Annotated in this window: 17 protein-coding genes; 5 read left to right on the forward strand and 12 right to left on the reverse strand. The window is 71.4% G+C overall.

Annotated features, from left to right (window positions below; genetic code table 11):
* Positions 1-92: 92 nt before the first annotated feature.
* The 3 genes from ACF07S_RS03145 to ACF07S_RS03155 form a co-directional block, all read right to left on the reverse strand.
* A complete protein-coding gene (locus ACF07S_RS03145; protein WP_391961774.1) occupies positions 93-464 on the reverse strand; it encodes a holo-ACP synthase in 372 nt (123 codons plus the stop codon).
* A 312-nt stretch (positions 465-776) separates the two neighbouring features.
* Complete coding sequence (glmS, locus tag ACF07S_RS03150; RefSeq protein WP_391973295.1) at positions 777-2,624, reverse strand: glutamine--fructose-6-phosphate transaminase (isomerizing); 1,848 nt, start codon at positions 2,622-2,624, stop codon at positions 777-779.
* A 124-nt stretch (positions 2,625-2,748) separates the two neighbouring features.
* Positions 2,749-3,534, reverse strand: a complete 786-nt coding sequence (locus ACF07S_RS03155) for a hypothetical protein (protein WP_391973296.1) — start codon at positions 3,532-3,534, stop codon at positions 2,749-2,751.
* 168 nt (positions 3,535-3,702) lie between these two features.
* Here ACF07S_RS03155 and coaA point away from each other — a divergent pair, with 168 nt between their 5' ends.
* The 4 genes from coaA (at position 3,703) to ACF07S_RS03175 (ending at position 11,796) form a co-directional block, all read left to right on the forward strand.
* Positions 3,703-4,692, forward strand: a complete 990-nt coding sequence (coaA, locus tag ACF07S_RS03160) for a type I pantothenate kinase (RefSeq protein WP_391961777.1) — start codon at positions 3,703-3,705, stop codon at positions 4,690-4,692.
* 16 nt (positions 4,693-4,708) lie between these two features.
* Positions 4,709-5,656 carry a DUF389 domain-containing protein gene (locus ACF07S_RS03165; protein WP_391961778.1) on the forward strand — a complete coding sequence of 316 codons (948 nt, stop codon included), beginning with the start codon at positions 4,709-4,711 and terminating at the stop codon, positions 5,654-5,656.
* 677 nt (positions 5,657-6,333) lie between these two features.
* Positions 6,334-11,067: a ricin-type beta-trefoil lectin domain protein gene (locus ACF07S_RS03170; protein WP_391973334.1), complete on the forward strand. Its 4,734-nt coding sequence runs from the start codon at positions 6,334-6,336 to the stop codon at positions 11,065-11,067.
* Positions 11,068-11,070: 3 nt separating this feature from the next.
* On the forward strand, positions 11,071-11,796 hold the full coding sequence (locus ACF07S_RS03175) for a hypothetical protein (RefSeq protein ID WP_391973297.1): 726 nt from the start codon (positions 11,071-11,073) through the stop codon (positions 11,794-11,796).
* A 99-nt stretch (positions 11,797-11,895) separates the two neighbouring features.
* Here ACF07S_RS03175 and glmM read toward each other — a convergent pair whose 3' ends face one another.
* The 4 genes from glmM to ACF07S_RS03195 form a co-directional block, all read right to left on the reverse strand.
* The gene (glmM, locus tag ACF07S_RS03180) at positions 11,896-13,254 is read right to left on the reverse strand and encodes a phosphoglucosamine mutase (RefSeq protein ID WP_391961780.1); all 1,359 of its coding nucleotides are present in this window, start codon (positions 13,252-13,254) and stop codon (positions 11,896-11,898) included.
* Positions 13,255-13,562: 308 nt separating this feature from the next.
* A complete protein-coding gene (rpsI, locus tag ACF07S_RS03185; protein WP_030831638.1) occupies positions 13,563-14,075 on the reverse strand; it encodes a 30S ribosomal protein S9 in 513 nt (170 codons plus the stop codon).
* A gap of 42 nt (positions 14,076-14,117) precedes the next feature.
* Entirely contained in the window at positions 14,118-14,561 is a 444-nt protein-coding gene (gene rplM, locus ACF07S_RS03190) for a 50S ribosomal protein L13 (RefSeq protein ID WP_019526965.1), read from the reverse strand.
* 232 nt (positions 14,562-14,793) lie between these two features.
* Positions 14,794-15,990 (reverse strand): glycosyltransferase family 87 protein, encoded by a 1,197-nt coding sequence (locus tag ACF07S_RS03195; protein ID WP_391973298.1) that lies wholly within the window; start codon positions 15,988-15,990, stop codon positions 14,794-14,796.
* A gap of 74 nt (positions 15,991-16,064) precedes the next feature.
* Here ACF07S_RS03195 and ACF07S_RS03200 point away from each other — a divergent pair, with 74 nt between their 5' ends.
* Complete coding sequence (locus tag ACF07S_RS03200) at positions 16,065-16,946, forward strand: hypothetical protein (protein WP_391961782.1); 882 nt, start codon at positions 16,065-16,067, stop codon at positions 16,944-16,946.
* Positions 16,947-17,178: 232 nt separating this feature from the next.
* On the opposite strand, the gene truA is transcribed toward ACF07S_RS03200, so the two are convergent.
* The 5 genes from truA to rpsM form a co-directional block, all read right to left on the reverse strand.
* Entirely contained in the window at positions 17,179-18,036 is an 858-nt protein-coding gene (gene truA / locus ACF07S_RS03205; RefSeq protein ID WP_391961783.1) for a tRNA pseudouridine(38-40) synthase TruA, read from the reverse strand.
* A gap of 75 nt (positions 18,037-18,111) precedes the next feature.
* Positions 18,112-18,627 (reverse strand): 50S ribosomal protein L17, encoded by a 516-nt coding sequence (gene rplQ / locus ACF07S_RS03210; protein WP_391973299.1) that lies wholly within the window; start codon positions 18,625-18,627, stop codon positions 18,112-18,114.
* 215 nt (positions 18,628-18,842) lie between these two features.
* Positions 18,843-19,865: a DNA-directed RNA polymerase subunit alpha gene (locus ACF07S_RS03215; RefSeq protein ID WP_003966937.1), complete on the reverse strand. Its 1,023-nt coding sequence runs from the start codon at positions 19,863-19,865 to the stop codon at positions 18,843-18,845.
* A gap of 156 nt (positions 19,866-20,021) precedes the next feature.
* Positions 20,022-20,426 (reverse strand): 30S ribosomal protein S11, encoded by a 405-nt coding sequence (gene rpsK, locus ACF07S_RS03220; RefSeq protein ID WP_003956432.1) that lies wholly within the window; start codon positions 20,424-20,426, stop codon positions 20,022-20,024.
* A gap of 64 nt (positions 20,427-20,490) precedes the next feature.
* Positions 20,491-20,871, reverse strand: coding sequence for a 30S ribosomal protein S13 (rpsM, locus tag ACF07S_RS03225; RefSeq protein ID WP_024883210.1), 381 nt, complete (start codon positions 20,869-20,871; stop codon positions 20,491-20,493).
* Between the last annotated feature and the right edge of the window lie 145 nt (positions 20,872-21,016).

Below are 21,016 nucleotides of genomic sequence, written 5' to 3' on the forward strand. Positions count from 1 at the left end.
GCTCGGGGCACCGGCTCTCCGCGTCTACCCCGTTCCACTCGAAGCACGCATGCCTGTCACCCACGACATTTCCGCGGCGGGCGGCACCGGCGTCATCCCTCCGCGATCACGACCGCCGAGGCGACTCCGGCGTCATGACTGAGCGACACGTGCCAGGACCGTACGCCGAGCTCCGCGGCCCGGGCCGCCACCGTCCCCTTGACCCGCAACTGCGGCTGCCCGCTGTCCTCGCACCACACCTCGGCGTCGGTCCAGTACAGCCCCGCGGGTGCCCCCAGCGCCTTGGCCAGCGCCTCCTTCGCGGCGAACCGCGCGGCGAGCGAGGCGACACCGCGCCGCTCCCCGCTGGGCAGCAGCAGCTCGCTCTCCACGAACAGCCGCCGGGCCAGCCCGGGTGTCCGCTCCAGGGACGCCGCGAACCGCTCGATCTCGGCCACGTCGATCCCCACTCCGATGATGCTCATGCGGGCACCTTATTGCGGCCGGGCCGGAGACAGGCCGACCGGCCGACGGGTGAAGGCCGGGTCACCGGGCCGCCGCCCCGGACCACCAGCACCACCCGAGTGCCCCTCGGACGCGGTCGGCGGCACCCCCTTCGGGTTCCGTGAGCACTTCGCCCCGAAGTGCTCACGGAACCCGGGCCCCCTCCCCCACCCCCCACCCACCGCCGGGTCGCGGAAGCACGACACCGACCAAGAAGCGGGCGGCCAACGGCCACCGGCAGACCCCGTCCAGCCGGACCCCGCCCCGCCCGGGCACACCCCGTCCAGCCGGACCTACTCCACCGTCACCGACTTCGCGAGATTCCGCGGCTGGTCCACCTCGTTGCCCCGCGCCGTAGCCAACTCGCACGCGAACACCTGCAACGGCACCGTCGCCACCAGCGGCTGAAGCAGCGTCGGCGTCGCCGGAACGCGGATCAGGTGGTCGGCGTACGGGACGACCGCCTCGTCGCCCTCCTCCGCGACGACGATCGTGCGGGCACCCCGCGCCCGGATCTCCTGGATGTTGGAGACGAGCTTGTCGTGCAGGACGGACCGGCCGCGCGGCGACGGGACGACCACGACCACCGGCAGGTCGTCCTCGATCAGGGCGATCGGCCCGTGCTTCAGCTCACCCGCGGCGAAGCCCTCCGCGTGCATGTAGGCGAGTTCCTTGAGCTTGAGCGCGCCCTCCAGCGCGACCGGATGGCCGACGTGCCGGCCCAGGAACAGCACCGTGTCCTTGCCGGCGAGGGAACGGGCCAGCTCGCGCACCGGCTCCATCGTCTCCAGGACCCGTTCCACCGCACCGGCGATCGAGGACAGGTCGCGCACCACCGCGCGGATCTCGTCGGCCCACTGGGTGCCCCGCACCTGACCCAGGTACAGCGCGACCAGGTAGCACGCCACCAACTGCGTCAGGAACGCCTTGGTCGACGCGACCGCGACCTCCGGCCCGGCGTGCGTGTAGAGCACCGCGTCCGACTCGCGCGGGATCGTCGAGCCGTTGGTGTTGCAGATCGCGAGGACCCTGGCGCCCTGCTCGCGGGCGTGCCGCAGGGCCATCAGGGTGTCCATGGTCTCGCCGGACTGGGAGATGGCGACGACCAGGGTCTGCCGGTCGAGGATCGGGTCCCGGTAGCGGAACTCGCTCGCCAGTTCCACCTCGCACGGGATCCGGGTCCAGTGCTCGATGGCGTACTTGGCGATCAGCCCGGCGTGGAAGGCCGTACCGCAGGCGACGACGACGACCTTGCCGACCTCGCGCAGTACGTCCGCCGGGATGCGGACCTCGTCCAGGGTCAGCGAGCCCGACCCGTCGATGCGGCCCAGCAGGGTGTCGGCGACCGCCTTCGGCTGCTCGGCGATCTCCTTGAGCATGAAGGAGGCGTAGCCGCCCTTCTCGGCGGCGGAGGCGTCCCAGTCGACGTGGTACGAGCGGACGTCGGCCGGGTTTCCGTCGAACCCGGTGACCGTCACCGCGTCCCGGCGCAGCTCGACCACCTGGTCCTGGCCCAGCTCGACGGCGTCCCGCGTGTGCGCGATGAACGCGGCGACGTCCGACGCGAGGAAGGCCTCGCCGTCGCCGACCCCCACCACCAGCGGCGAGTTGCGGCGTGCCCCGACCACCACGTCCGGCTCGTCCGCGTGCACGGCGACCAGGGTGAACGCGCCCTCCAGGCGCCGGCACACCAGCCGCATCGCCTCCGCGAGGTCCGCGCAGACGGAGAACTCCTCGGCGAGCAGGTGGGCGACGGCCTCGGTGTCCGTCTCGGAGACGAGATCGTGGCCGCGCTCGGCCAACTCGGCGCGCAAGGCGGCGAAGTTCTCGATGATGCCGTTGTGGACGACGGCGACCCGGCCCGCGTTGTCGATGTGCGGATGGGCGTTGGCGTCGGTCGGGCCGCCGTGCGTGGCCCAACGGGTGTGACCGATGCCGGTGGTGCCGGCCGGCAGCGGCCGGTCGGCCAGCTCCTTCTCGAGGTTGACCAGTTTCCCGGCCCTCTTCGCCGTGGCCAGCCCGCCGTCGGCCTGCACCGCGACGCCCGCCGAGTCGTACCCCCGGTACTCCAGCCGCTTCAGTCCGGCCGTCACGACGTCCAGCGCCGACTGCGTCCCCACATATCCCACGATTCCGCACATGCCCGGCAGCCTACGATCCGTCAGCCGTCGGAAACCGGCTCCACGTGCCCGGAATCGGAAATTCCCACCGGTGCGCGATGTGCCGGAGCACCGGTGGGAACGGAGCGCGCAGGCGCGGGTCGCGTCAGCCGAGCTTGGCCAGCTGGGCGTCGACGACGTCCGCCGGGACCTCGAAGTCCTCGCCGGCGGCCACGGCGGCGAGGTTGACGGCGCTGAAGGAGACCAGGGTGGCGCCCTTGCGCACGACGATGATCTTGCTGGGCGCCTTGACGTTCTCGTCGGCGGCCACGGTCAGGGTGACGGCGGAGGCCTCGTCCCCGCCCTCGGGAGCGGTGGTCGTGGCGACCTCGACGACCTCGGCCTTCTCACCGGACACGGTGGCGGTGAAGCCGCCCGCGCACTTCTCGGCGGCGGCGGTCAGGCCCTTCATCGCCTGCTCGGCGCCGTCGCCCTCGTAGGAGGCGAGGTTGATCAGCATCTTGTCGACGTCGAGGGAGGCCATCAGGGCGTCCTCGGGGTCGGTGCCCTCGGAGGGCTTCACGGGCTCGCCCGTCCAGGACCGCTTCACGGTCGCGGCCGGCTCGGCCTGGGCGACTCCGGCCTGGGCGTGGGCCAGCGGCAGGCAGGCCGCGTCGTCCGTCGTCACCTGGTCCTCGGCGATGTCGTCCGTCGCCGCGAGCTTGGTGGCTACCTTGCCGCTCTTGACGTCCGCCTGGGCGAGCGCGGCCTTCTCCAGCTCGGCGGCGCCGAGCGCCCCGGCAGCCGGCGCGGCGGAGGCGGCCGAGTCGGCCCTGCCCTTGCCCTCGCCGGCCTTGTCCTCGTCGCCGGAGCCACCGCAGGCGGTGACGAGCAGGGCGAACACGGCGGCGGAGGCGGCGAGAGCGGTACGGCGGACGGCGCTGGTTCTCACGTAGGGAACTCTTTCTTCGAAGGTGCGGAGGACTCCGCAGCACACAGCGGGCACTCTAAACACGACGGACGGACAGATGATCATTCAACGATCACCCGGTATCCGACCGTGACACCGGCGTGACACAGCCCACCCGCCGCCCGGTGCGGACTCCGTTAACAATGGACTGTGATCTCTCCGGTCCCCTCGATACCCCGGAGCGCCCACCGGCAGCGGCCGGAGGCGACTCCCTACCTCGACCTCACCCGTGCCGAATGGAGCGCGCTGCGCGACAAGACGCCACTGCCGCTGTCGGCCGCGGAGGTCGAGCGGCTGCGCGGTCTCGGTGACGTCATCGACCTCGACGAGGTGCGGGACATCTACCTCCCGCTGTCCCGGCTGCTCAATCTCTACGTCGGCGCCACCGACGGACTGCGGGGAGCGCTGAACACCTTCCTCGGTGAGCAGGGCTCCCAGTCCGGCACCCCGTTCGTCATAGGAGTCGCCGGTTCCGTCGCCGTCGGCAAGTCCACGGTGGCCCGGCTGCTGCGGGCCCTGCTGTCCCGCTGGCCCGAGCACCCGCGCGTGGAACTGGTCACGACGGACGGGTTCCTGCTGCCGACGAGGGAACTCCAGGCGCGCGGCCTGATGTCGCGCAAGGGGTTCCCCGAGTCGTACGACCGTCGCGCGCTGACCCGTTTCGTCGCCGACATCAAGGCGGGCAAGGGCGAGGTCACCGCCCCCGTCTACTCGCACCTCATCTACGACATCGTGCCGGGCGAGAAGCTCACCGTGCGCCGCCCGGACATCCTGATCGTCGAGGGGCTCAACGTGCTCCAGCCCGCGCTGCCCGGCAAGGACGGCCGCACCCGCGTCGGCCTCGCCGACTACTTCGACTTCAGCGTGTACGTGGACGCCCGCACCGAGGACATCGAGCGCTGGTACCTCAACCGCTTCAAGCGGCTGCGCGAGACCGCGTTCCAGGACCCGTCGTCGTACTTCCGCAAGTACACCCAGGTCTCCGAGGAGGAGTCCCTCGACTACGCCCGCACCATGTGGCGCACCATCAACAAGCCCAACCTGGTGGAGAACATCGCCCCCACCCGGGGCCGGGCCGCCCTGATCCTGCGCAAGGGCCCGGACCACAAGGTCCAGCGGCTCAGCCTGCGCAAACTCTGACCGCTACGCTGCCGCCATGCTGCACCTGCGCCTGATCACCCCCGCCGGGAAGACCGACGAGGCGGTACGCCTGATCGAGGGGACGGTCGGCACCGCGCACCTGTGCGTGCTGCCGGGCGCGGCCCGCAGTCCCGCCGGCGACGTCGTGATGTGCGACGTGGCCCGGGAGGCGGCCGACGACCTGCTCGGCGGACTGCAGCGGCTGGGGCTGGACACGACCGGTTCCATCGCCGTGGAGAACATCGACCTGTCGCTGTCGCAGCGGGCCGACAGGGCGGAGAAGGAGGCGCCGGGCGAGAGCGCGGACGCCGTGCTGTGGGACCACCTGGCCGAGGAGACCCACGAGGAGTCGACCCTCTCGGTCACCTACCTCGCGTTCATCACGCTGGCCACCATGATCGCGGCCTGCGGTGTGGTGCTGGACAACGCGATCCTGATCGTGGGCGCGATGGCGGTGGGTCCGGAGTTCGGCCCGCTGGCCGGTTTCTCCACCGCGGTGGTGCGGCGCCGGCCGCGTCTGGCGCTGCGCTCGGTGATCGCCCTGCTGGTGGGCTTCGCGGTGGCGATGGCGGTGACGGTGGGCTTCAGCCTCTTCATGGACGCGGTCGGCCTGTTCACCCGTGAGCAGCTCAACGGCGAACGGCCGCAGACCGGCTTCGTCTACGCCCCCGACTGGTTCTCCTTCGTGGTGGCGGTCCTGGCCGGCGCGGCCGGCACGCTCTCGCTGACGTCCGCCAAGTCCGGCGCCCTGGTCGGTGTCGCCATCTCGGTGACGACGATCCCGGCCGCCGCCAACGCCGCCGTGGCCCTGAGCTACGGCGACACCGTGCAGACCTGGGGCTCCACCGAGCAGTTGCTGCTCAACCTGCTCGGCATCATCCTCGCGGGCACCGTCACCCTGCTGATCCAGAAGTACTTCTGGGCCAGGCAGCACGAGCGCCTGCGCAAGCGGGCACGCGCCTGACGGACCCCCGAACAGTCGGTGCTCACTACCGGCCAACTTCGGTCGACATCCGACCGCTTCATCCATCATTCGAACACCGGAACTTCACAAGCGCCCCTTGCGGTGTGAAGAAACGAAGGACGAGAACAGCTACCGACCGGTAGGTGGGATCTCGCCACCCGTCGTCCGACAGCGGCACCGGCCTCTCTTCCCCGCACCCGGCCTTCTGTCTAGTGTTACGCCCCGCGCAGCCGGAACCGACCAGTCCGTCCTGCGCGCATCCATCAGCGACCGGGGGAACAGCGCCGCCACGGGGAGGGGCGCGTCGCATGCCGCACCATCTGTCATCCGTGCATCTCGTACCGGACGGACATCGCCGTTCCTGACGCCACGGGAGCCGAGGCGTCCTCACCGACGCCTCGCGCTCACCGACGCCTTCCCGGTCATCCCCCTCCAGTGAAGAAGAGGATGCACGCTTGCGTTCCAGACCACCGTGGTCCGTCGGGCACGGACCACGTCGAGCCGGACTCCTTTCCGGATTCCTTCCCGTCTCCCTCAGCCTCGCGGTCGTCGCGGGCCTCGCCGCCCAGCCGCAGCCGCTCGGCCGGACCACCGCGGACGACGCCGTTCTCGCAGCCGGCTCTCCCGACTGGAACGCGGTCACGGCCGCCGAACAGCTGCGGGAGGACCAGTGCCTGATGTCGGACGTGCTGCGGCTGGGCGGACCGGCCATGACCGCCGTCGCACGGGACGGCCTCAACCAGCCGCCGGACAAGCTGCGTGAGCTGGCCGACCGCGACTACTGGGAGGACACGCCCCTCGCCACCGCGTACACCAAGGACCGGGACGCCGCTTCCCGGGAACTGGACGCGCTCAACAGCCGCCGGGACGCCTGGGCAGCGCCCCTCGACGGGCTCGAGACGCCCGGCGGCTTCACCGTCACCGGGTTCCACTGGCCGCCCGGATCGCCCGGTGACGACGAGGAGGACTTCTCCTCCCAGACCGGCCTGACCCAGTGGGTCGCCGACCGGTTCTGGAAGAGCGAGGGCGACTTCTACGAGGACCCCACCCCCCTGGCCGACGAGCAGACCGTCAAGGCCGTCACCGACCTCGGCGCTCCGCTCTACAGCGAGAAGCCCTACGATCCGTCCCTGCCCAATGATGAGCGGCAGCGGCAGTACTACGAGGAGCGGGCGTTCGAGGACCTGACGGACGGTTTTCCCCCCGCGGGCGCGGACGACGCCCGTCTCTTCCTGTCCTACGGGGGTTTCCCCCGTACCGCTCCCCAGCCGGGCACGGCGGAGTACCGCATCGCGGTCGAGGACCTGAAGACCCGGTTCGCGTCCTGCGCCTGGCGGGACCCGATCGACCCGAGCGAGGTGCTGGGCGGGATCGCCGGCACCGCCGCCGTCGAGTGGCAGGAGGAGGTCGCCGCCCAGGCCGGGCAGCGCGACCTGATCCTCGACGCCAACGAGGACGCCACCAAGGCGCTCGCCGCGGGCGCGAAGTCGCTCGGGGAGATGCTCGGCAACTCGTGGGTCGCCGACCACCTCGTCCAGTGGCAGGACTACTGGTCCGCCGGCGGGGTGGGCTGGATCGGCGACAGCCACGTGACGATCGAGGTGCCGGGTGCGAAGGGCAACTGCCTGGACGTCGCCGGCGGCAAGGATGTCAACGGCACGCCCGTGCAGATCTACCCCTGCAGTGGCGGCGCGGCCCAGCAGTGGACGCTCGAGGGCAGCGAGAACGACCTTCACCTCCGCAACGTCGCCTCGCAGAAGTGCCTGGACGTGGCCGGGAACGCCTCGGCGAACGGCACGAAGATCCAGATCTCGGACTGCTACAAGTCCAAGGGGCAGTCGTGGAAGGGTGACGTCCGCGCCACCGCGCCCCTGAAGAGCGTCACCACCGGCAAGTGCCTGGACCTGAGCGCGTTCACCAAGAGCACGGACGCGCGGCTGTGGGACTGCAAGGACGCCGCTTCGCAGAAGTTCCTGATCAAGCCGTCCGGCCACCAGGGCACCGACAGCCTGTCCTACCCGGACACGGCCCAGTTCGACAAGGCGAAGAAGGGTGTCGCCGCCGCGCAGGCGAAGGCGGCGAGTGAACTCGCCCTCCTCAAGGCGCGGGCCGCCGCGGCCCGGAAGGCCGTGGCCACCACCGAACTGGCGGAGAAGGCCGCCTACGCCATCGCCGACGGGCGCGGCGCGCCGCGTGGCCGCGGTCTGCTGGTCGGTCAGCAGAAGGCACAGGTCACCAAGGGCGCCGCGGCGGCGCTGGAGGCGATGGTGAAGGCCGGCGAGACGGCCGAGGCCGCCACCCGCGCGTCCGCCGGCGACAGCGCGACCATCGCCCAGCGGGCGCTGGCGCAGGCCGCCCAGTCCAAGGCGGAGTTCCGCAGGGAGGCCGCCCACGCCGCCGAGCTGCAGGCGAAGGCCTCCGCCGACGCGGCCAAGGTGCACCGGGACAACGCCAAGAAGGACAAGGAGACCGCAGAGGCCAAGCTCGCCGAGACGGTGAAGGCCGAGGGTGAGGCCAAGGCGGCCGCCGCCGAGGCCCACGCCGAGCGCCTGGCGGCCGAGGCCGAGGAGAAGACGGCCGAGGCGGAGAAGAAGGAGGCCGCCGCCAAGCAGGCCGAGGCGGCCGGGCACCGGAGGACCGCCGAGACCGAGGCCACGAAGGCCAAGGACGCCAAGGACAAGGCCGAGGCGGCCGAGGGCACGGCGTCCGACAAGCGCGACGCCGCGGTCAAGGCCCGGGACAAGGCCCGCGACCTGCGGGACGACGCCTGGGACGCCGAGCAGAAGGCCGACGCCGCACGCGCCAGGGCCGACGCGAAGGAGGCGTACGCCCAGGCGCACGAGTCCGACAGCAACGCCCAGGAGGCGAGGGCCGCGGCCGACGCGGCCACCGGGCACGCCGACGACGCCGAGGCCGCCGCGACGAAGGCCCGCTCCGCGGCCGACGCCGCGACGAAGGCCGCCGCGGACGCGGACGCCGCCGCGACCCGCGCCGAGGCCGCCGCCAAGCGGGCCCGCGCGCACGCGGACGGCGCCCAGGCCGCGAAGCTGAAGGCCGACGCCGCACTGAAGACCGCGACCAGTGCCGCGGCGGACGCCATCCAGGCGGCGAAGCACGCCGCGTCCGAGGCCAAGGCGGCCGTCGAACTGGCCGCCGAGGCGGAGAAGGAGGCCAAGACCGCCAAGACCCACGCGGACGAGGCGAGCAAGGAGGCCGCCAAGGCCCTCGTCGCGTCGGCGAAGGCGGCGGGCTTCGCCCACGTCACCGCCCAGGCCGCGGCGGACGCCGGCAACGCCGCCGCACAGGTCGCCAAGCCCGCCAACGACGCGATCCAGCTCGGCTCCCCCTACGTCGACACCGACTCGGCCGCCGGCCTGGTGGTGCTGACGGGCCAGGCGTCGAAGTCGATCGCCGAGCAGCAGAAGGCCGTCGCCGAGGCCCACGCCAAGAACGCGCAGGCCGAGGCCTCCGCCGCGAAGAACCTCGCCGACCAGGCGCAGGGTGACGCGAAGCAGGCCTACGTCCACGCCGCGAACGCCGCCGGCCATGCCGCCGACGCCCGCGGCTACGCCAAGGAGGCCCTCGGCCACGCCGCCGACGCCGCCACCGCCGCGTCCAGGGCCGCCGCCTCACTGGCCCGCACGGTCGAGTACGACCGCCAGGCCACCGAGGACGCGGAGGCCGCCGACAAGGCGGCGGGCCGCGCCGAGGGCCACGCCAAGGACGCCCGCGACTCCGCCGACGAGGCCGCGCTCGACGCGGCAGCCGCCCGCGCGGCCGCCACGGAGGCCGAGGAGGCCGCCCGGGACGCCCGGTCGGCCGCCGACCGCGCGGACGCCGCCGCCACCGAGGCGGAGGAGGCCGCGAAGGACGCCCTGAAGTACGCGGAGGAGGCCCAGGAGGCGGCGGAGTCCGCCGAACGCAAGCAGGCCAACCAGCAGGTCTCCTCGGGCGCCGGCACGGGCATCGGCGGCGTCTTCTACGTGGTCGACGAGGACACCGTCGAGGTCACCGACGCCCAGCAGAAGAACGACTGCGTCATCGAGATCGGCTTCGAGGGCTGCACGGTCACGTTCGCGGTGACCTTCGACGTGGAGGTCGACTTCCTCCTCTGCACCAACCCGGACGTACCCGCCACGGCCACCGGCTGCCCGGCCGGAGACACGCTGTACCTCAGCACCCAGCCTTTCAACGGGCTGAAGAAGGACGTCACCCACTACTTCAGCAAGCTCGACCTGATCAAGCAGACCGTCGTCTACCAGATCCTGAAGGCGGCCCTGGTCCAGGACTTCGTGGACTGCTGGCACGGCAGCGTCAGCGGCTGTGCGTGGGCGGCGAGCAACTTCATCCCGGGCAAGGCGTTCGCGAAGGTCGGCGACGCGCTCCACGCGCTCAACGCCGCGATGCACACGGGAGTCGGCGTCACCGACGCCTTGAAGGCGCTGAAGGCCCTGGACGGCATCGACCCCGCGACCCTCGCCAAGATCGAAGGGACGGTCAACGCCTACGAGGACGTGATGACCGCCTGCCGGGTCAACAGTTTCCCGGGCGCCACCCGGGTACTGATGGCGGACGGCTCCCGCAAGGCGATCCGGGACGTACGGGTGGGCGACCTGCTGCTCGCCGGTGACCCGCTGACCGGGCGGTCGGCCATGCAGCCGGTAACCGACACCTTCCGGCATCCGACGACGCGCCTGATCGACATCGCCCTGACGGACGGGGCCCTCACCAGCACCGCCGGCCACCGGTTCTGGGTGGAGGGCAAGGGCTGGACCCTGGTCTCCGGTCTCCGGACGGGCGACCGGCTCCGCACCCCGGACGGCACCTTCCACGCGGTGACGGGTCTCCGGGACCGGAACGGGCTGGCGTCCCGCGAGGTCTTCGACCTGACGGTCGACGCACTGCACACCTTCTACGTCACCACCGAAGGCACCCGGCCGCAGGACGTCCTCGTCCACAACTGCACCGACATCATCGGCGACGAGGGCTTCGAGGGCGCCCACACCCTGGGTGACCACGTGAACAAGACCGACGAGCAGATGAAGCAGAAGGCGCTGGCCTCGACCCGCGGCATCGCGACGCGGTGGCTCGACGAGGCGACCGCCGCGCGCGCCGTGGACAAGGTCATGAGGCAGTGGATCGCACAGCCTCGCAACGCCGCCAAAATGGAGACGTGGAGGACCAAGCAGGCCCAGCGCATCGGGAAGGGGATCGGCTTCGACCCGCGGAAGGATCTGCTCACGTTCACCTGGACTCTCAGCGACGAGGGGTCCTTGGGCTTCAAGTGGGTGAGGAACGGCGACGACGCGGCCAAGTCCGCCGCCGGTAACAAGGTGTCGATCAGCCTGAAGTACGTGGGCAAGCACAAGCCGTCCAAGTACGTGGTCTACACCGCATACCTGGAAGGCTGACCCATGACCGACAGAACCGGGAAAGGACCGGGTGCCCTGAGCGATTACCTTGAAGACATCTTCGTGGAGGACATCGGGCTCAGCTGGGTGACCTCCAAGTGGAACGTCCCCGACGAGCTCTCCCCGGAGGACGCCGAGCGCTGCCTTCCCGAGGGCGGGCCGTCGGCGTGGTGGCTCACGCTCCCCGCATCCGCGGTGGAGAACTTCGACCGGTCCAGAGCCGTGCGGCTGGGGCAGGACATCCGCCGCCTGGTCGAGTCACCGCTACCGGACGGGACCATCCGTACGGTGTGGCTCGGCGCCACGCACGGGACCTTCGATCCGGAGGCGTACGGCTTCGGCGCTCGCGCCTGGCTGCGAGAGCTGGGGGACGCCTGGCTCACCCGGGTCCGCCAGGACGATCCCGTCTTCACGCCTCCGCCACCACAACCGGTGCGGGACGAGCAGGCGCGGCAGGCCGTCCTGGGGGTGATGCGCCCGGTCGCGGACGACTTGGACCGTGCGGCCTCGAACCCCGGCTACGGACTCGCCGTGCACGGTCTCGTCCCCGCACTGCGGCAGGTCGTCACCGAGGCCTGCGCCGACCTGGGCTACCGGCTGTTCCTGCGCGCCATGAAGGCGTACTTCGTGGAAGTCGACACGTCGAGCCACGACGCCTTCGTCGCCCTCGGGCAGCGCTTCGGCTACCCGGAGTTCCTGGTGGATGACAACCTCAACCACCGGAGCTGATCGATCCGAACAGCGGACGGCGGGGGACACCACCAGGTGTCCCCCGCCGTCCGCCGTTCCGTCCCAGGAGAGCGAGGGCTCCCCGGACTTCCGCCGCGCCTACCCCAGCGCCGACTTCACCGCGTCCGCCAGGCGGCTCGCCACCGAGCGGGCCTGGTCGATGTCCGCGGCCTCGACCATGACGCGGACCAGCGGTTCCGTGCCCGAGGGGCGGAGGAGTACGCGGCCCGTCCCGCCCAGTTCGCGCTCGGCCTCGGTGACGGCCGCGGCGAGTTCCGCGGAGGTCTTCACGCGGGACCTGTCCACGTCCGGCACGTTGACGAGGACCTGCGGCAGCCGCTCCATCACCGAGGCCAGGTCCCGCAGCGTACGGCCGGTCTCGGCGACCCGCGCCGCGAGCAGCAGGCCGGTGAGCGTGCCGTCGCCGGTCGTCGCGTGGTCGAGGACGATGACGTGGCCGGACTGCTCGCCGCCGAGGGCGTAGTCCTTCTCCTTCATCTCCTCCAGGACGTACCGGTCGCCGACCCCGGTCTGCACGAGCCGGATGCCCTCGCGTTCCATGGCCAGCTTGAAGCCCAGGTTGGACATGACGGTCGCGACGACGGTGTCGGAGCGCAGTGCGCCGCGTTCCCGCATCGCCAGCGCGAGCACGGCGAGGATCTGGTCGCCGTCGACCTCGTCGCCGGCGTGGTCCACGGCCAGGCACCGGTCGGCGTCGCCGTCGTGCGCGATGCCGAGGTCGGCCCCGTGCTCGACGACCGCGGCCTTCAGCCGGTCCAGGTGGGTCGAGCCGCAGCCGTCGTTGATGTTGAGCCCGTCCGGCTCGGCGCCGATGGTGACGACCTCGGCCCCGGCCTGCGTGAACGCCTCCGGCGAGACCTGGGCGGCGGCACCGTGCGCCTCGTCCAGGACGACCCGCAGACCGTCCAGCCGGTTCGGCAGGACGCCGACGAGATGGGCGACGTACTTCTCCGGCCCTTCCGCGTAGTCCCGCACGCGGCCGACGCCGGCGCCGGTCGGGCGGTCCCAGGGGGCGCCGGTGCGGTGCTCCTCGTACACGGCCTCGATCCGGTCCTCCAGCTCGTCGGCGAGCTTGTGACCGCCGCGCGCGAAGAACTTGATGCCGTTGTCCGGCATGGCGTTGTGGCTCGCGGAGAGCATCACACCGAGGTCGGCGCCGAGCGCGCCGGTCAGGTGCGCCACCGCGGGCGTCGGCAGCACGCCGACCCGCAGCACGTCCACCCCGGCGCTGGCGAGGCCCGCCACCACGGCGGCCTCCAGGAACTCCCCGGACGCACGCGGGTCGCGCCCGACCACGGCGGTGGGCCGGTGGCCCTCGAACGTGCCCGCCTCGGCCAGTACGTGCGCGGCGGCGACGGACAGGCCGAGCGCCAGCTCCGCCGTCAGGTCCGCATTGGCGACACCGCGCACCCCGTCCGTGCCGAAGAGTCGTCCCACTTGTCCTCCTGAGGAAGCGTCAGTATCGAAAGCCGTGCCAGGGACCGGCCGGGGCCGCGCCCAGGCGTCGGACCGCCCGCGCGGCCGACGGTCGCGCCCCTGACGAGGCCGGTGATGTGTTCGACGGTCGCGATGCGAGTGCGGCTCCGCATCCCGGGCACACACCACGGCGGCAATGCCCGACCATCCGATCACATTAGCCTTTGAGCGCCTTGTGCCGTTATACGCCCACGGCAATGAGAAAACGAACGCCCCGACAGCACGTGGCGTGCCGCCGGGGCGTTCGGAGTACGCGCGAGCGTCCGGGATTAGCGCTTGCTGTACTGCGGGGCCTTGCGGGCCTTCTTCAGACCGGCCTTCTTGCGCTCGACCGCACGGTCGTCGCGCTTGAGGAAGCCGGCCTTCTTCAGCGGGCCGCGGTTGTTGTCCACGTCCGCCTCGTTCAGCGCGCGGGCGACACCGAGACGGAGCGCACCGGCCTGACCGGAGACACCGCCACCCGCGATGCGGGCGATGACGTCGTACCGGCCCTCGAGCTCGAGCACCTTGAAGGGCTCGTTGACTTCCTGCTGGTGCACCTTGTTCGGGAAGTAGTCCTCGAGGGTGCGCCCGTTGATCTTCCACTTGCCGGAGCCCGGGACGATCCGGACGCGGGCGATGGCGTTCTTGCGACGGCCCAGGCCGGCGGCCGGCTGGGGCTCGCCGAAGCGGGAGGCCATGGACTCCGAGGTGTACTCGCCCTCGACGGGCACCTCGGACTCGGTGGTGTAGCTGTCGATGTCAAGCTCTTCGAGCGGCTGCTCGGCAGTGGTCTCGGCCACGATGCTCCTCAGATTCTCTTCAGTCTTAGGGGGTGGCCGGACTTACTGCGCGACCTGGGTGATCTCGAACGGCACCGGCTGCTGGGCAGCGTGCGGGTGCTGGTCGCCCGAGTAGACCTTCAGCTTCGACAGCATCTGACGGCCCAGGGTGTTCTTGGGGAGCATGCCCTTGACGGCCTTCTCGATGGCCTTCTCGGGGTTCTTCGCGAGCAGCTCGTCGTAGCGGACGGAGCGCAGACCACCCGGGTAACCCGAGTGGCGGTACGCCATCTTCTGGGTCCGCTTGTTGCCGGAGAGGTGCACCTTGTCGGCGTTGATGATGATGACGAAGTCACCGGTGTCGACGTGGGGTGCATAGATCGGCTTGTGCTTGCCGCGCAGGATGGAGGCCGCAGTGGAGGCCAGACGGCCCAGGACGACGTCCTGAGCGTCGATGACATGCCACTGGCGCGTCACATCGCCGGGCTTGGGGCTGTACGTACGCACGGTTCGTAGCCTTCGCTTCTTCAGTGAATGGTCCTGACAAGGTCACCGAAGACGATCACGACAGCCCTGACCGCACAGCGGTGACGCAAACCGCGTGCTGGTCGCTGGTCATCGGCCCGGTGGACCGGTGTAAGGGCCCCTCACGTGAGAATGAGTAAGCCACTACACACAACGAACAAGCAGAATACCCATGCTCGGCCGGACGGGTCAAAACGGCTCCGCCACCGGTGGGCTACGGCGCTTCCACGGCCGCACGCTCCCGCTCGGGCGCCCCTCCCCGCTCACCGGTCCCTCCGGGCCCCCGCACGCAGTGGCGCGCCACCGTCGCCGTCAGCGCACACAGGGTGAGGGCGTCCCGGAAGGCCCGGCGCCGCGCCGACTCCAGCCACGGCCAGGTCACCCCCGGCAGCTGCGGCACCAGGGCGAGCCAGAACCAGGGCCGCCGGGCCACCCCGCCGGCGTACGGCAGACCGGCGAGCAGCAGCGGCAGGACGACCAGGAGGTAGTGGTCGTAGGAGGGCCGGGAGACCAGGAACGCCGAGAGCATCAGCCCCGCGGAGGTCTCCGTCAGCCTGAGCGGCACCGGACCGGGCCCGCGCCAGCGCCGGTACGCGCACACCACCCCCGCCGCGGCCGCGAGCAGCCCGAGCAGCGCGGCGAGGGCCCCGGGCACGCCGAGCCGGGGCAGCACCGCCACCGGCGAGGCCTCGTAGAACCGCACGAAGGGGTCGTCGCCGCGCAGCAGGAAGGGCAGCGTGCGGGTGAGGAAGCCCGCGGGGTCCGGGAGCAGCAGCGCCGCCCCCGCCGAGGCCACCGCCGGCACCAGCACCAGCGCGGCCAGCGCCCGCCACCGGCGGGCGAAGAGGAACAGCAGCACCATCGGCGCGAGCAGCGGCTTGAGCGCCACGGCCACCCCGACCACCGTGCCCGCCGCCACCCAGCGGCCCCGGCTCGCCAGCAGCAGGCACAGCGGCAGCGCCAGCGCGGCCGACACCGTCCAGTTGCCCAGCCGCACCAGGTGCCCGAACGGCGCGAAGCCGGCCACCAGGCCCAGCAGACCGAGGGCGGCGAGCCTGCTGTGCAGCGGCACCCGGTGCAGCCGCAGGGCGCAGGCCCAGCCCAGCGCGAGCGCGGCGGTCACCGCCGGCGGCACCAGCACCCCGAGCACCGGCCGCGGCAGCAGCGCCTGCGGCACGGCGGCCATGACCGCGCTCGGGAAATAGAGGAAGTGCGGATCGTCATACGGCGAACCACCCGCCAGCCAGGTCCGCGCGGCGTCCACGACGATCGCGTTGTCCATCCCTCCGTCCGAGGTCACCCGCACCGCATGGACCGTCAGAGCCCCCAGCAGCGCCGCCAGTCCGGCCCACAGGGCCCCGCCCGCAGGACGCACCAACCACCCGGAGATGTCGCTTTTGCCCGTCACCATGGGGGCAACGCTAGGGCCTGTCCGGCACGTTGGGGCGGACCAGCACACCCCTTGCCCCGTCTAAGATGCGCCCCATGAGTTTTGGGCAGGGGGGACCTCAGCAGCAGTGGGATCCCTGGAAACCGAATTCCCAGCAGCCCTGGAACAGCGGCGGCTCCGGCCAGTCACCCGACTGGGCCGCGCTCGCCGACGCCTCCGAGGCGCGCGCCAAGCGGCGCAGGCTGCTGTTCATAGGCGGCGGCGCACTCGCCACCGTCGCGATAGGCGCGGCGGTTGCCGTGGCCGTCGTCTCGGCCAACGGCGGTGACCAGGCCTCTCCGGGCGCCTCGTCCCAGCTGCCCGGGGCCACCGGCCTGCCGAGCGCCACGAGCACGGTCCCGTCGTTCGCCCCGACGAGTGCCCCGCCCCCGCTGGACCCGAAGGACTTCATCGCCAGCGCGAAGAAGGACAAGGCTCCGCTGAGCCCGGACGTCCTGTTCCCGGGCACCCAGCTGACCATGGGCGAGACGGTGTACAAGAAGGGCCCGACGGCCGACACCGGGAACTGCGTGTCGGCCGCCAAGGCCACGCTCCCCAAGGTCCTCACCGACAACGGCTGCACCCGCCTGCTCCGTGTCACCTACACCAAGGACGGTGTCGCGGTGACGGTCGGCGTGGCCGTCTTCGGCACCGAGGCCCAGGCGACCCGGGCCAAGCAGCAGGCCGACGACAAGAGCATCGTCAAGTCCCTCGCGGGCGGCGGCGTCAAGGACTTCTGCGTCGGCGCGGTCTGCCGCTCGACCACCAACTCCTACGGCCGCTACGCCTACTTCACCCTCGCCGGCTTCACGGACGGCAGGGACGTGACGACCGGGGACACGGCCGTCTTCTCCACCGGCGACGACCTCCAGGAGTTCACGTTCCGTCAGATCCGCCGCAGGGGCGAGGCCCAGGCGTCGGCGGCGGCGGACGAGTAGCCGACGCCGCGGCGCCGGACCGGCGGGTCACCGGCGCCCGGCGCCGCGCGGGGTCCTGGCGCGGGGCCGCGCGGGGTCTCGGCGTGGTGCCCCGCGTCCGGGCGCGAGACGCCGCCGATGCCGCCCACCGCGGGGACAAGCGCCTTGCGCACCACCGTCCTGCGGACCGCAGGGGCGCGGTGTGCCCGGCCCGCTCATCGACCGGGCGGACGGCCGAGCGGGCCCGCCCGGTTCAGCAGCAGCCGGCCGTCGGCAGCGACCGCTTGTTGCGGGCCTCCCTGCTGCGGGCCGCGAGCAGTTCGTCCGCCGGGTAGCCGACCTCCTCCAGGGTCAGGCCGTGGGGGCGTACGACGTGTACGGCCGAGTCCCGCACGCCCGCCGCGAGGACCTCGCCCGGCCAGTCCGGCGGACGGTGGCCGTCGCCGACGAACAGCAGCGCGCCGATGAGCGAACGCACCATGTTGTGGCAGAAGGCGTCCGCCCGCACGGTCGCCGTGATGATCCCGTCCGCGCCCCGCACCAGGCTCAGCTCCTGGAGCGTACGGATCGTCGTCGCGCCCTCCCGCCGCTTGCAGTACGCGGCGAAGTCGTGCTCCCCCAGCAGTGCGCGGGCCGCCTCGTTCATCGCGTCGACGTCGAGCGGCCAGTCGTGCCACAGCACGTGCCCGCGCAGCAGCGGGTCCACCCCGCCCGGGTTGTCGGTGACGCGGTAGGCGTACCGCCGCCAGACCGCGGAGAACCGGGCGTCGAAGCCACTGGGCGCCTCCCTGAGAGCCCACACCCGCACATCCCTCGGCAGCCGTCCGGCGAGCCGCTTGAGCAGCTTGGTGTGGTGCTCGGCCCAGACGCCGCGCTCCAGGTCCACATGGGCGACCTGTCCCCGCGCGTGCACCCCGGCGTCGGTACGGCCGGCCACGGTCAGCTCGCACGTCGCGGCGCCGGAGCGCGTCACGGTCCGCAGCGCGTCCTCGATCTCCCCCTGCACGGTCCGCCGCCCGCCGGCCTGCTTGGCCCAGCCCGAGAACCCGGTCCCGTCGTAGGAAAGGTCCAGCCGCACCCGTACGAACCCGGGTTGTACTTCCTCGCTCACCCCTAGATCCTCTCAGCAACGCGGAAGCGGGCCCGCCCCCGCAAGGGACGGACCCGCTCGGCGCAAGGCAGTGCCTCAGGCGTCCTTGGACTCTTCGTCCTTGGCGCTCTCCTCGGCCGCTTCCGCGGCGGGCTCGGCCGGGGCCTCGGCGGCCTCGTCCTTCTTGAGGGCGTCTTCCTTGACCGCGCGCTTGGTGGCGGCCTCGGCCTCGCCGGTCGCCTCCTGCGCCACCGTCAGCGCCTCGACCAGCTCGATGACGGCCATGGGCGCGTTGTCGCCCCGGCGGTTACCGATCTTGGTGATGCGGGTGTAGCCACCGGGACGGTTCTCGTACCGCGGGCCGATCTCGGTGAAGAGCGTGTGGACGATGCTCTTGTCCGTGATGACCTGGAGCACCTGACGGCGGTTGTGAAGGTCGCCCTTCTTCGCCTTGGTGACCAGACGCTCGGCGTACGGACGCAGCTTGCGCGCCTTCGCCTCGGTGGTGGTGATGCGGCCGTGCTCGAACAGCGCCTTCGCGAGGTTCGCGAGGAGCAGCTTCTCGTGCGCGGCGCTGCCGCCCATACGGGCACCCTTGGTGGGCCTCGGCATGGTGTTTCTCCTAGGTGTCTGCCCCGGCCGTATCAGGTACCGGGGTCAGTATCCGAGCGGGCGGTTGCCCGTCGGAGATCCGGGCGCCGTTTCCGGCGCCCGGAGGGTCCGCGCCCCTGAGGGGCGCGGGGTCGTACTCATGTGCGGCTCCGCCGCGTGGGCGCGACCGGTCACAGCCGGCCCGCGGCCGGGAGCGGACCGCCGGGCCCGGGCTCTCAGTACTGCTCGGTCTCCACGAAGCCCGCGTCCGCGTCGTCGTCCGCGCCGAACGCGTCCGCCGCGGCGGTCGGGTCGAATCCGGGCGGGCTGTCCTTGAGGGCCAGGCCCATGCCGGCCAGCTTCGCCTTGACCTCGTCGATGGACTTCGCACCGAAGTTGCGGATGTCCAGGAGGTCCGCCTCGGAGCGGGCGACGAGCTCACCCACGGAGTGGATGCCCTCACGCTTGAGGCAGTTGTACGACCGAACGGTGAGCTCCAGCTCCTCGATCGGCAGCGCCAGGTCGGCGGCGAGGGCGGCGTCCGTCGGGGACGGGCCCATGTCGATGCCCTCGGCGTCGATGTTCAGCTCACGGGCGAGACCGAACAGCTCGACCAGGGTCTTGCCGGCCGACGCCATGGCGTCACGGGGACGCATGGCCTGCTTGGTCTCGACGTCGACGATCAGCTTGTCGAAGTCGGTGCGCTGCTCGACACGGGTCGCCTCGACCTTGTAGGTGACCTTGAGGACCGGCGAGTAGATCGAGTCGACCGGGATACGGCCGATCTCCTGGCCCACCTGCTTGTTCTGCACGGCGGAGACGTAACCGCGGCCGCGCTCGACCGTCAGCTCCATCTCCAGCTTGCCCTTGCCGTTGAGCGTGGCGAGGACGAGGTCGGGGTTGTGCACCTCGACACCGGCCGGGGGCGCGATGTCGGCGGCGGTGACCAGACCCGGGCCCTGCTTGCGCAGGTACATCACGACCGGCTCGTCGTGCTCCGAGGAGACGACCAGCTGCTTGATGTTGAGGATCAGGTCGGTGACGTCCTCCTTGACGCCCGGCACGGTGGTGAACTCGTGCAGGACGCCGTCGATGCGGATGCTGGTGACGGCGGCACCGGGGATCGACGACAGGAGGGTGCGGCGGAGGCTGTTGCCGAGGGTGTAGCCGAAGCCCGGCTCCAGCGGCTCGATCACGAACCGGGAGCGGAACTCGTCGACGACCTCTTCGGTCAGCGAGGGACGCTGAGCGATCAGCATGTGTGGATCAGATCCTTCATTCGTGGACGCCCGCTATTTGACGCCCGACGGAAACCGCACCCGGTGACAAGTGCGGGTACTGCAAGGGTACGGGCGGTACGGCCCCTTGCGGAGACGTACCGCCCGAAACTCCGAACCGGACGAAGCGGCCGTGCGTCAGACGCGACGGCGCTTCGGCGGACGGCAGCCGTTGTGCGGGGTCGGGGTGACGTCCTGGATGGAGCCGACCTCGAGGCCCGTGGCCTGCAGGGAGCGGATCGCGGTCTCACGACCGGAGCCCGGGCCCTTGACGAACACGTCGACCTTGCGCATGCCGTGCTCCTGGGCGCGGCGGGCGGCCGACTCGGCGGCCATCTGCGCGGCGAACGGCGTGGACTTGCGCGAGCCCTTGAAGCCGACGTGGCCGGCGGAGGCCCAGGAGATCACGTTGCCGGACGGGTCCGTGATCGAGACGATCGTGTTGTTGAACGTGCTCTTGATGTGCGCGTGGCCGTGAGCGACGTTCTTCTTTTCCTTGCGGCGCACCTTCTTGGCAGCGCCCTGACGACCCTTGGGGGGCATCTATAACTCCTACGGGAGGTGGTCGGTCCTGCAGCAAGACCGCTGGATGAGCGTCCGCTGAGGACTACTTCTTGCCCGGCTTCTTCTTGCCGGCGATGGCGCGACGCGGGCCCTTGCGGGTACGCGCGTTGGTGCTGGTGCGCTGACCGCGGACGGGGAGACCGCGACGGTGACGCAGACCCTGGTAGGTGCCGATCTCGACCTTGCGGCGGATGTCGGCCTGGATCTCGCGACGGAGGTCACCCTCGGTCTTGATGTTGCTGTCGACGTACTCGCGGATCGCGACGAGCTGCTCCTCGGAGAGGTCGCGGACGCGGGTGTTCGGGTCGACGCCGGTAGCGGCCAGCGTCTGCTGCGAAAGGGTCCGGCCGATACCGAACACGTAGGTGAGGGCGATCTCCACGCGCTTTTCGCGCGGGATGTCAACACCGGAAACGCGTGCCATTCAATGGCTCCAGTTTGATCTTCGGAGGTCTTCCACAGAACCGGATCCCAGCCGCCGTACCAGGTACGAACTGGGTCCCCGGCCTCCGAGCCGGGGGTGTCGAGCCGTGCGGCCCGGGTCCTGCGTATGAACGTGTGTTGCTCGC

Origin of the sequence: Streptomyces sp. NPDC016640, assembly GCF_043076215.1 — a bacterium.
In the GTDB taxonomy this organism is placed as follows: domain Bacteria; phylum Actinomycetota; class Actinomycetes; order Streptomycetales; family Streptomycetaceae; genus Streptomyces.

Excerpts from the sequence above, each read along its gene's own strand:
- ACF07S_RS03145 (WP_391961774.1), bottom strand. The coding sequence starts at position 464 with ATGAGCATCATCGGAGTGGGGATCGACGTGGCCGAGATCGAGCGGTTC.
- glmS (WP_391973295.1), bottom strand. The coding sequence starts at position 2,624 with ATGTGCGGAATCGTGGGATATGTGGGGACGCAGTCGGCGCTGGACGTC.
- ACF07S_RS03165 (WP_391961778.1), top strand. The coding sequence starts at position 4,709 with ATGCTGCACCTGCGCCTGATCACCCCCGCCGGGAAGACCGACGAGGCG.
- ACF07S_RS03170 (WP_391973334.1), top strand. The coding sequence starts at position 6,334 with ATGTCGGACGTGCTGCGGCTGGGCGGACCGGCCATGACCGCCGTCGCA.
- ACF07S_RS03175 (WP_391973297.1), top strand. The coding sequence starts at position 11,071 with ATGACCGACAGAACCGGGAAAGGACCGGGTGCCCTGAGCGATTACCTT.
- ACF07S_RS03195 (WP_391973298.1), bottom strand. The coding sequence starts at position 15,990 with ATGGTGACGGGCAAAAGCGACATCTCCGGGTGGTTGGTGCGTCCTGCG.
- ACF07S_RS03200 (WP_391961782.1), top strand. The coding sequence starts at position 16,065 with ATGAGTTTTGGGCAGGGGGGACCTCAGCAGCAGTGGGATCCCTGGAAA.
- rplQ (WP_391973299.1), bottom strand. The coding sequence starts at position 18,627 with ATGCCGAGGCCCACCAAGGGTGCCCGTATGGGCGGCAGCGCCGCGCAC.
- ACF07S_RS03215 (WP_003966937.1), bottom strand. The coding sequence starts at position 19,865 with ATGCTGATCGCTCAGCGTCCCTCGCTGACCGAAGAGGTCGTCGACGAG.
- rpsK (WP_003956432.1), bottom strand. The coding sequence starts at position 20,426 with ATGCCCCCCAAGGGTCGTCAGGGCGCTGCCAAGAAGGTGCGCCGCAAG.
- rpsM (WP_024883210.1), bottom strand. The coding sequence starts at position 20,871 with ATGGCACGCGTTTCCGGTGTTGACATCCCGCGCGAAAAGCGCGTGGAG.